Origin of the sequence: Microbacterium sp., from assembly GCF_044340635.1 — a bacterium.
Lineage (GTDB): Bacteria > Actinomycetota > Actinomycetes > Actinomycetales > Microbacteriaceae > Microbacterium.
Map to the genome: position 1 here is coordinate 188,942 of NZ_JBIITF010000005.1, position 9,571 is coordinate 198,512.

10 protein-coding genes and 1 pseudogene are annotated in these 9,571 nt (G+C 65.3%); 1 reads left to right on the plus strand and 10 read right to left on the minus strand.

Annotation, left to right across the window (positions count from 1 at the left end):
• Window positions 1–74: 74 nt before the first annotated feature.
• From ACIQ0W_RS06960 to ACIQ0W_RS07005, 10 genes and pseudogenes are all read right to left on the minus strand, one after another.
• Window positions 75–1,829, minus strand: a complete 1,755-nt coding sequence (locus ACIQ0W_RS06960) for a ThiF family adenylyltransferase (RefSeq protein ID WP_090586862.1) — start codon at window positions 1,827–1,829, stop codon at window positions 75–77.
• Window positions 1,826–2,821, minus strand: a complete 996-nt coding sequence (locus ACIQ0W_RS06965; RefSeq protein WP_090586860.1) for a cyclic GMP-AMP synthase DncV-like nucleotidyltransferase — start codon at window positions 2,819–2,821, stop codon at window positions 1,826–1,828. Before ACIQ0W_RS06965 ends, ACIQ0W_RS06960 begins: the two co-directional genes overlap by 4 nt.
• Window positions 2,818–3,924, minus strand: a complete 1,107-nt coding sequence (locus tag ACIQ0W_RS06970; protein WP_090586858.1) for a CBASS cGAMP-activated phospholipase — start codon at window positions 3,922–3,924, stop codon at window positions 2,818–2,820. Before ACIQ0W_RS06970 ends, ACIQ0W_RS06965 begins: the two co-directional genes overlap by 4 nt.
• Before the next feature lie 133 nt (window positions 3,925–4,057).
• Entirely contained in the window at window positions 4,058–4,330 is a 273-nt protein-coding gene (locus ACIQ0W_RS06975; protein ID WP_090586856.1) for a hypothetical protein, read from the minus strand.
• A 93-nt stretch (window positions 4,331–4,423) separates the two neighbouring features.
• Window positions 4,424–4,579 (minus strand): hypothetical protein, encoded by a 156-nt coding sequence (locus ACIQ0W_RS06980; RefSeq protein ID WP_162841963.1) that lies wholly within the window; start codon window positions 4,577–4,579, stop codon window positions 4,424–4,426.
• An 86-nt stretch (window positions 4,580–4,665) separates the two neighbouring features.
• A complete protein-coding gene (locus tag ACIQ0W_RS06985) occupies window positions 4,666–5,682 on the minus strand; it encodes an FYVE zinc finger domain-containing protein (RefSeq protein WP_076700531.1) in 1,017 nt (338 codons plus the stop codon).
• 7 nt (window positions 5,683–5,689) lie between these two features.
• Window positions 5,690–6,355, minus strand: a complete 666-nt coding sequence (locus ACIQ0W_RS06990; RefSeq protein ID WP_090586855.1) for a helix-turn-helix domain-containing protein — start codon at window positions 6,353–6,355, stop codon at window positions 5,690–5,692.
• Window positions 6,348–6,926, minus strand: coding sequence for a sigma-70 family RNA polymerase sigma factor (locus ACIQ0W_RS06995; RefSeq protein WP_396642035.1), 579 nt, complete (start codon window positions 6,924–6,926; stop codon window positions 6,348–6,350). Before ACIQ0W_RS06995 ends, ACIQ0W_RS06990 begins: the two co-directional genes overlap by 8 nt.
• 177 nt (window positions 6,927–7,103) lie before the next feature.
• Window positions 7,104–8,114 (minus strand): annotated as a pseudogene (locus tag ACIQ0W_RS07000) (C-terminal helicase domain-containing protein); the annotation flags it as partial.
• Between the two features lie 47 nt (window positions 8,115–8,161).
• Window positions 8,162–9,169 carry a zinc-binding alcohol dehydrogenase family protein gene (locus ACIQ0W_RS07005; protein ID WP_024476678.1) on the minus strand — a complete coding sequence of 336 codons (1,008 nt, stop codon included), beginning with the start codon at window positions 9,167–9,169 and terminating at the stop codon, window positions 8,162–8,164.
• Between the two features lie 71 nt (window positions 9,170–9,240).
• Here ACIQ0W_RS07005 and ACIQ0W_RS07010 point away from each other — a divergent pair.
• Window positions 9,241–9,571: winged helix-turn-helix transcriptional regulator (locus ACIQ0W_RS07010; protein WP_396642036.1), on the plus strand; the 331-nt coding region annotated here is incomplete at its 3' end.

Here is a 9,571-nt window from a genome sequence, read left to right on the forward strand (position 1 = left end):
ACCTGCAATCGAGGAGGACCTGCCTCGGCCTCCACTGTACGCCCGCGCGCCGACAGACGTAACCCCGCGCTATCTCATCCGCGGGGGTCCGACGCCGCGGGAAGGAAGCGATGCCGTGGGCCTGCTGGTGCGTGTGGCAGGGCGATGAGGTGGGTTCCTGAAACAGGTGCCTCTGCCTGTTGGAGGTGCAGGCCGATCATGTTGACGAGTGTCGCGGCGACGGCAGCGAGGTCCGCGGCCGAGCCGTGGAACGTGGGTACTGAGCATCCTCTGGTGGGGATCAGTTCGTCGCCTTCGGCTGCGTCCTCCCAGAGCGGGTGGTACAGCTCCAACTCACCATCGGCCACTACCGAGCGGCCTGCCTGGTCGTCAAGCTCAGACGGCGTACAGGCGGCACCGGGCGCGCAGATGTTGGCGATACCGAGCGATCCCGTCCTGGCGTCGGTGGCGATCTGGGCGATGAGGGCCTTGCGGGCTTCGCCGGCGAGGGTGTCAAGGTAGGTAGCGATGCTGTGACTGACGGTGGCGTCGATGATGAGGTCCGCGGCGAGAGAAACGGCTGGATCGGGGACGCTTCCTTCTGCGACGGTGACGGTCAGGTCGTCGCGGATCGCGCGGAGGCGTATGGCGAGGGCATCGGCCTTCGTCTGGCCGATGTCGGCTTCGGTGTAATTCTGTCGCACAAGCAGTCCGCCGGTGACGGTGCCGGGGTCGCAGACGGTGATGGCGCTGGCTCCGGCGCGTGCGATGAACTCGGCGAGCCATGAGCCCAGGCCACCGCAGCCCCAGATGTGAACAGTCTTTCCTTGAAAGCCGTTGACGGGACGGTTGTCGTCGCGCCGGGTCGTGACCTCTTGCCGTTCGTCGGACATGTTGCACCATTCGATCGGGATGTCGGCGTTGATGATCGCGGGATCGAGGTTGACCGCGGTGCCGTGCTTCTTGGCGAGGCGTCGCAAGGCGTCGGCGGTAGTTGCGGGAAGGCGTCCGCCGAGAAGATGGTGCGCTCCCCCTGCGGGGTGCGGCACAGCAAGCACGAAGTACTGCTCCGTACCGTCAGGGTTTCGTAGAGCACTGGCGAGCAGCGAGGTAAGGAACGCAGGCGACTGCGGCGAGACCTCTGGTGGTCGCCCTTCGGCGCGGTCAAGGTGCGGGTCGTCCAGGAGCGTCAGGAACAGCGCGAAGGTGGATGCCGCGCCGAATGGAAGGTCGCTCGCGAGGACAAAGACGGGTGTGCGGTGTCCGTCGCGGTCGGTCGAGTAGGTGAGGTCGTAGCGGTGCGGTGAGCGGGCGACGAGCCGAGCGATCTGCTGCCGCTTCGGCGGACCAGGTTCGCGGACGACGATGGTGGGTGTGTCGTCAGCGTGGTGGAGCACTCCTCCGACAGCGTGGTACATCGCGGTCGAGGGATCGAATGCTCCGCCGGCGGCATCGGTGAGCCAGTCCCACAGTCGGCTGAGAAATCCGGCCATCCCGGCGGACGGCCGCCACTCGCGGGAAGGGTCGAGATAGATGCAGAGCCGCTGCCCTTGGAGGACGTGCGGGAAACCGAGGAAGCGTGTGTGGTCAACCTCGGCGCTCGGGGGCGCAAACAGCGAGGGGCGAATCTTGACGATGAACTCCTCGTCTTCTCCAAGTTCCAGCCCGCCGGGGCGGTGAGGGATATCTGCGGTGTGGAGCCGGAGTCGGAGGATGGCGTCGCCGTCAGAGTCGAGCCGAGGCTGCTGGACTATCCGCACGTCGTGGGGGCGCTCCCTGGCGAGTGACCTCAACTCGTCAACGAGATGCTTCTGCCAGGCCGAAAGCGTGGCCCGGTTGCGTCGGCTCATCCCGCGCGGCCCGACCGCCCCACCGTGGAAGCGGCCGCGGGAGCTGCTGCCGGGAACTTCGCGCTGTTGGACGAGGTGGCCGGGGCCTTGAATCCGTCACCGAAAATGCCCTGCCAAAGCTCGATGCTGCGCTCCTTGTTCTCCTCTTCGTACGCTTCCTCGATTTCGGCGGCGTGGACATGGATGCGGTCTCGGAAGTAGCTGTAGGTCGACTGCTCCCACCGATGGTCGAAGGTGACCCCGGACCCGGACGGGTCTGGAATGGAGGGCTTGATCGGGCGCGCCTGGAGCCAGGCGTCGAGGTCCTTCACGAGGTGCAGGAGGGTGGTCGGGACGTCGCTGTAGTAGCCGGGGTCGAGCAGCGTGCGCAGCTCGGTGACCTGCTCGCCGAGCAGTGTCGTCAGGAGGATCGACCGTGTGCCGGTGAAGGAGTTCTTGTGGTCGCGCAGGTACTTCATCAGCCGGATGACCTTGCGGAGGTTGCCCTTCGCGAGCGTGTCCTTGTCCTTCATCCAGTCCGTGAAGCCCTGGGGGTCGGTCTGCTCCCAGTCGTTGTCGTCGCGGTTGACGATGACTTCGCGACCATCGGCGAGGTTGAGGTGCGGCACGATGTCGAGGTGCATGGAGTTCGCGTAGACGAGTCGGACGCAACGGCACTTGCGTGAGTGCGGCATGTTGCCGTAGGTGCTGTGACGGTGCAGGGCCGCGTAGACCTCCTCGATGTACTTCTTGGGATCGTCGGACCAGTCCGCGTTCTCGCTCATGTCGAGCATGAAGTCCGCGTCGAACTCGTTGCTGCCCACCGGGTTGATGATGGTCTTGTGCGCCCACGAGCCCTGGGGCGTCTTGCCGAGGATCAGGCGCCCGATCTGTTCGTCGGCCTTCAACGCCTGGTAGACCGCCTCGACGCGAGAGTCGAGCGAGTCGAGCTTCACCTGGCTGAGGTTGACGGTGTCCTTGAGCAGGACGTTGAAGTAGTCAGTGAGTTTCATCGGGAGACCTCCGTGGTCGACGTGCTGGTCGGGTCGCCGCGGTGTCGGTCTCCGATCAACGGTGTGTAGTCGGCCGCGCGATGATCTGCGAACCGCGCGGTGTAGACGGGGCTGAGCTCGCGGCTCACGGACGCGGCGAGGCCGACGACATCGCTCGGGTCTGCCGAGTCGAGTGCGTACAGTCCGCCCGGCACGAGAGCATCGAACCTCGTGAAAGCGGACTCGCCGATCAGATGCTCAGCGATGCCCTGTCCGCCACGGCTGCCGGCGGTGAGGATCAGTGGCGCGATCGGCTTCGCCCAGTTGAACAGCCCGCCGCGGTCGAGGCGCTTGGGGTGGTTTGTGAGCTGGTCGATGGTGCCGACGTTGAGCACCCTGATCGAGGCGAGCGGTACGTCGAGCATGCTCACGGCCTCGGCGATCGCGACGACAGAGGGGTTGTTCGCCCACACGCCGCCGTCGATGAGGCGGTGCCCATCGACACGCGCGGCAGGGAAGTAGAGCGGTGCCGCCGAGGTTGCCATCGCGATGTCCACCATCGGGATGCGCCAGTCTCGGACGAGCCGTGTGTGGTGCGGCGTCTTGAAGATGTGCACGGAGCCTCGTTGCACGTCCCAGGCCGGGATGATTAACCGCTTCGCGCTGTCTCCCAGCAGCCCTTCGCCAAGCACCTTCGTCAAGGCGGTACGCAGCGCATCGCCGTCGTAGATGGGTGCAGTGAGTTGCCGAGGTCGCCGCCACAGTCGCCGGCGCACGGCCGGGAAGACCGCCTCGACCAGTTCTTCGTAGTGCGCCACGATCTCGCTCGGGGTGAGACCGGCACCCAACCCGAGCGCGACGATCCCACCCGCCGACGTGCCGGCGATCAAGTCGAACGAGTCCCTGATGCTGACGCCGAGGTCCTGTTCCAGCCGCGCGAGCACGTGAGCGGTGAACAGTGCCTTGGCTCCCCCGCCATCAAGGGCGAGAATCTGGAAACGATCGGACGGCGGCCTGGTCGGCTCGTCTGTCGCCGACAAGTGGTCCTGGTGGCCGAGCACCTCGAGCGGCCCGGACGGCGTTTCGCCGCCGGTGCCCGTCGAATTTGCGCGAACTACACCCATGTAAGTATCCTACGCTGGGGCACCGACACTCCTTCGGGCTCGAAGATCGGGCTGCTTCGACGGAAACGGCATCGAACCGCAGAGGACGTTGTCATCCGCCCTTGGCGCGCTGAACCGTGTGCCCAGTCGGACACTAGAGATTCTTCTTCAGCCACTCGTTCACGTCCGAGGGAATACTGTGGGTGGCCCAGGATTGGCCGGTGACCGTCACGACGACGATGTCGTCGTTCGCGTCGACGTGCTTCTTGGCTCCGTCTCGAAGCTGCGCCGCTGTCAGGGATGTCTTCACGAAGAAGCTGCTCTTGAGGGGTTTCGCCCAGCTCTGGTGCGACTTCAAGTAGTCGATGAGCTTGGTGTAGTCCTGTCCCGCCTTGTTGAGGTCGTAGTTGACCCAGTGAACTGCCATGCCGTCCTCCTGCTGTACTCGAATCGGTTCTGTACGGCACGCCCGCTGCCGCAGTGTTGGGCCAGCGACACCACGGCGCCGCCGGCCACGAAGTCACTTCTCGTTGCGGACGCCCTTGTGCTGCTTGGGGCTGCCGTTGAGGATGCGACCGGTACCGGCGTCGCGCTTGAACCACGTCGTGCCACGCTTGAACTCGCTGCGACTCTTCACGGCACCGACGCGGTGTCCTCGTCCGGTGTTCTTAGCCATCTCCTTCACCTCCATTCCGACAGCCCAGGTCCGAGTCAGCGGGGGCTCTCACTGGGTAGTCGAGATAGGGCCGTGCGGAGTTAGCGTCAGGAGCGACAGTCCACGCAGAGGCCGTCGACGACGAGATGTGGTTGGAACTGGAGAAAGCACTCAGTGCAGACCACTTCACGCTTGGCGTCTCGCTCGCAGCGGCAATCGCCGCAACGAGGGCAGAACGGCTGGCCACAGTTCGAGCACGGGTACCCTCGCCGCTCGAACGTCGTCCCACAACATGAGCCAGTGAGCAGCGGACGGCTGTCGAAGTCGCGCTGGATGGGCGCATGGAACTGCTCAACATTCCAGAGGTCTAGGTCGCAGAACACGACGATGGCGCGCTTGTCGTCGCTGACGGCGTCGACGTAGAAGTCTGCTTGGGTACCCCAAGGGGTCCGCCAGGCTAGGCGTCGAGCAGTCGATGCTCCTGGTGTCAGGTTGAGCAGCGGGTGGCCTTCGGTGAGCTTCTGGTCTCGCCAAGGGAAGACGGTGGGCCAGCCTTGCTCGGGGTCGGGCTTGACGCTGGCGTGCGTGACGGTGCCGGTGTAGCGGTCGATGATGGCGATCGCCCCCAGGCCGGGCAGGTGCTTGGCGAGAGCGATCGCGCACACTGGTCGGCTTGCCTGAGTAGCGTTATAGAGGTCGATCAGGTGCTGTGCTCTGATCGGGCCGCTAGCAATGACCGCTGTTGCCGCGGACTCGGGTAGAAGCAAGCGTTGAGCGATCTGGTCGCAGACCGTTTCGAGAAGGCGACCAGGCTCGTCCTGGTCGGCGATCCAGTCATAGATGTCTGGAGCCCTCTCGGCGAGCCAGTGCCCGAGTTCGTGGGCGAGTGTGAAGTTCTCGCGCCGACTCCACGGCGTGGGTGCGTAAAGGATCACCCCGTCTTGGAGGAACGACACGCCATCACATGCGCCACCGTCGTCACGGGAACTGGCAAGGTGTTCGACAGCGCTGACGGTCAGGTCGAGGTCGGTGCGGAGGACGCTAGTCGGGTTCCCTGCGAAGCGGGCTCGCACATCATCCGTCAGCAGGGACAGTGCCTGATCAACACAACCTTCCAGGTTCATACGCCTCTTACCCTCGGTCGGCTTGTTCGACAGAGGCAACAAGGGCGTCGAGCGAACGCAACAGTTGCTCTGTGTCGGGGTGCTCCCCGCGGTGCACGGTCGCAAGCATCCGGCTTTCGAGCGTCGCCGTAGCCACGGCGCGTGACACTCGGCGGGCCTGCGACCAGCGGTCAACGAGTTGTGCGAACAGAGGATGCGCGCGTACCGCGCCTACATGATCGGGCAGAGAAGACACCGATGGGGCCGAGATCAGGTCGTCTACCGGTGCTCCGAAGATTTCAGCGATTGCCTGAACCACGGCGGGAGATACATCCGTCGCTGTACGAGTCTCCCACCTGAACACGTCGCTCTTGTCGAACTCCCACCCCCGCTCACGCAGGCGTGCGGCAACGTCGCTCACGCTCAGTCGCGCACGCTTTCTTACGCGAGACAATGCAGCGGAGTCGAGACGACATTCGCTGTCAGGGAGCAGGCCGAGCATTGCTGCCACGGGGTCGTCTTCGAGCGCGGGCGCACCTTGGGCCGCAAGCCAGAGTGCGTCCGCAGTCTCAACGATGCCAGCGAGTTCTGTGCGCTCTCGATCGGTCAACTCAGCGTCACGCAGGATCAGTTCGCGCTCTTGCGGTCGTTCGAGCAGCTCGGCGACAAGCCTGTCGCGTTCATCGTTATTCATTGATCCCTTCCTCCCTTCTGCGCATTTCCTCTCGAAGGAGTGCTAGTGATCGTGTCGTCATCTGGCTCACACGTGCCGGAGTCACGCTCAGTTCCATAGCCACTTCGGATCGCGGCCGTCCCAACGCCGTGGTCTCCCACACCGCCTTTCGATGGCGTTCGTCCAGTACCGAGAGACAGTCCCACGCGTGGCCAGCCCTTTCCTGTTGGTCAATGGCGTCAGCTACGTCTTCCCCGAGGTCGGAATCGTCGGCGCGATCATGGCTGGCCTCGACGAACTCGGGTCCGGCGTGCCGTACCTCGGCTGATCGGATTCGATCCAGTGCCTTTCGCTTCGCCGCGGTGACTAGGAATGCTTCCCAGTTCCGCACATTCTCCGGTGGCGAAGCCATGATTGAGACGATCGCGTCGTGCACCGCGTCGTCCGCCTCAGACGCACGACCGGCCTCGCGCAGCACTGAGGCCGCAACCTTGTGCATAGCGTCTCGATGACGGAGGTAGAGAGCACCGAGATCTGGCGGCATGTAGCTCATCGCTGCCGCCTCGGCCACTCGTCCCAGCGCCGGCACCATCGAGGCTGTCTCATCATCGGCCCCGTCCTCCTCACCTCGTAGTCGAGATAGCACCTGGCGCAGTTAGGCCACTCTGATGGGGACCGGGCTGCCCACTGACGATTGTCTCGCTTGGAGTCGAGTATGTGGCGTATCCACACGTGTCGGAGCGTGCCTGCGGCTCGGGTAGGGGTCGCATTACAGGCTCCGGGTGGGGGCAGCTTGCTCGACCGGTCGTCGCTCTGCGTCTCTCGGGCGCTGCCGAGCGATGTCACGTGCCCGTATGAGCGCACTTCTGGCGCGGGCGGCGTCGATCTTCTGCGCCGCGTTCTCCGGTGCCGAGCCGAGGGGTGTGTCGTCGGTTATGCCGTACCGGTCGCGGTAGGCGGCGACGGTGCGGGCGTGGCGTCGCCACGCCGCCGTCTTGCGCGGGTCGCGCGGCGGGTCACCGAGTGGCCGCGTCCAGGCTTCTCCGGCGTCGCGTGCGGTGTCGAGCACAGCGTCGGCGCGGGTCTCGATCAGCTCCCGCCGTTCATCGAGGGCCTGCCGCATATCGTCGGTCATCGGGCCGTCCGCGGACGGGATCAGTCCGGCGATCAGCCGTGGCGCCTTGCGGGTGCGACCCGAGCCCGCTGGGCGTGCGGTGGCACGAGCCACCCGGTAGTGCAGGACGAAGGCGATGTCGTCGGCATCGGTGAACCCGCGTGCGGCCACCAATCGCGGGAACAAGGTGTCGAGGTCGTGGTGGTTGGCCTCGGCGCGGCGCAGCTCGGCGGTGAGTGCTCCGAACGCCTCGGACTCGATCGCGGTGTCGGCTTGCTCGGCGGTGAGGCCGGAAGCACGGATGAGAGTGGCCCAGCGGTCGTGTTGGGCTGCGGCAGCGATGGTCTCGTACTCGGCGGCAAGCTGAGCGATCGACCCCCACTGCTCGTGTTCGGCGGTGATGGTCTCGTGCGCGGACAGCTCGGCACCGACGTGCTGGAGCACACCGAACAGCACCGACAGGCCGGTGGCGTCGGGGGTGTCGCCGGGATGCGGGTGGGCGTGCTCGTCGGGCCGGTCGAGGATCACGTAGGCGCGGTTGGAGTGCTTGCCGCGGGTCATCGCGACGTAGAAGTTCTCCCGCGTGGTCGTCGGCTCCACCAGCACATGCGCGGTGTCAACGGTGACGCCTTGCGCCCTGTGCGCCGTGACCGCGTAGCCGAGGTTCTGCAAACGCACTCGCCTGTGAACATGCGCGTGCGCGCGGTTTCAGTCTACTCCCATCTGTGGACGGTGACCTTGCCGACTGTGCGGCCGTTCTCGACCAACTCGTGCGCCTCGCGGAGTGTGGTCGGTGAGATCGGCGCGAGTGTCGTTGTGGCCGTGGTGCGGATGCGGCCCTGATCTACAAGGTCAGCGACAGTGTTCAGGAGCTGGTGCTGTTCAATCATGTCCGGGGTCTGCCTGAGCGGGCGGGTGAACATCAGTTCCCAGTGCCAAGCGATGCTCTTGCCCTTGAGCGGGAACACGTCGCGCGGACCGTCGTCAATGGCGACAATATGCCCGAACGCTCGAACGATCCGCGCATAGGTTTCGATCTGCCCCGCGGAATGCGCGGTGAACAGCCAGTCCACGCCATCCTGCGCGACGGCGAGCACCTGCTCAGCCAGGTCGTCGCGGTGGTTCACCACATGCTCCGCGCCCAGGTTGCGCACCCAGGCGGAGCGTTCATCGTCGGAGGCGGTGGCGATCACGGTGACGTTCGGCAGGAGCGCGTCGGCCAGTGCCAGCATGATCGATCCGACTCCGCCGGTCGCGCCGATCACCAGCAGGGTGCCGGTCGAGTCCTCGGTAAGGGCGAGCCGCTCGAACAGGGTCTCCCAGGCGGTGATCGCCGTCAGCGGCAGCGCAGCAGCGTCGGCAAACGACAGCACCTGCGGCTTGCGCCCCGTAATCCGCTCATCCACAACATGCAGGCGCTGGTTCGTACCTGGCCGGTCGATGCTGCCCGCGTAGTACACCTCGTCACCCGGAGCGAACAGCGTCACCGCTGAGCCGACCTCGCGCACCGTACCGGCGGCGTCGAAGCCGAGCACCTTGAACCCGTTCGCAGGAGCGCCTTCCCGCAGTTTCACATCGACCGGGTTCACCGAGACCGCCTCGACCTCGACCAACAAGTCATGCGGTCCAAGTTCGGGCACCTCGACCTCGCGGGCGGTCAGCGCCTCGGGGTCGGTGGCGGGGAGGTTCTTCTCGTATCCGATCGCAGTCGTAGCCGTCATGCCAATTATGGTTCCCCAGACCTACTGGTTACCGTCAAGGCAACCTAGTACCCATCGGATACCATGAACGTATGAGTCAGACCGTGGATGAGTGCGACCGGAACGACGTGTACGCGGCCATGTGTCCGTGCCGCGACATGCTCGACCTGCTCGCCAACAAGTGGAGCGCCCTGGCCATCGGTGCGCTCGAAGACGGGCCGCAACGCAACGGGCAACTCAAACGACGCTTGGAAGGCGTCAGCCCCAAGGTGCTGTCCCAGACCCTCAAGCGTCTCGAAGACCACGGCCTGCTCACTCGCACCGTCTACCCCGAGGTTCCCGCTCGCGTGGAGTACGAACTTACTGACCTCGGACACAGCGCAGCCGCCCCGTTGAAGCATCTGCGCGACTGGGTTGAACACA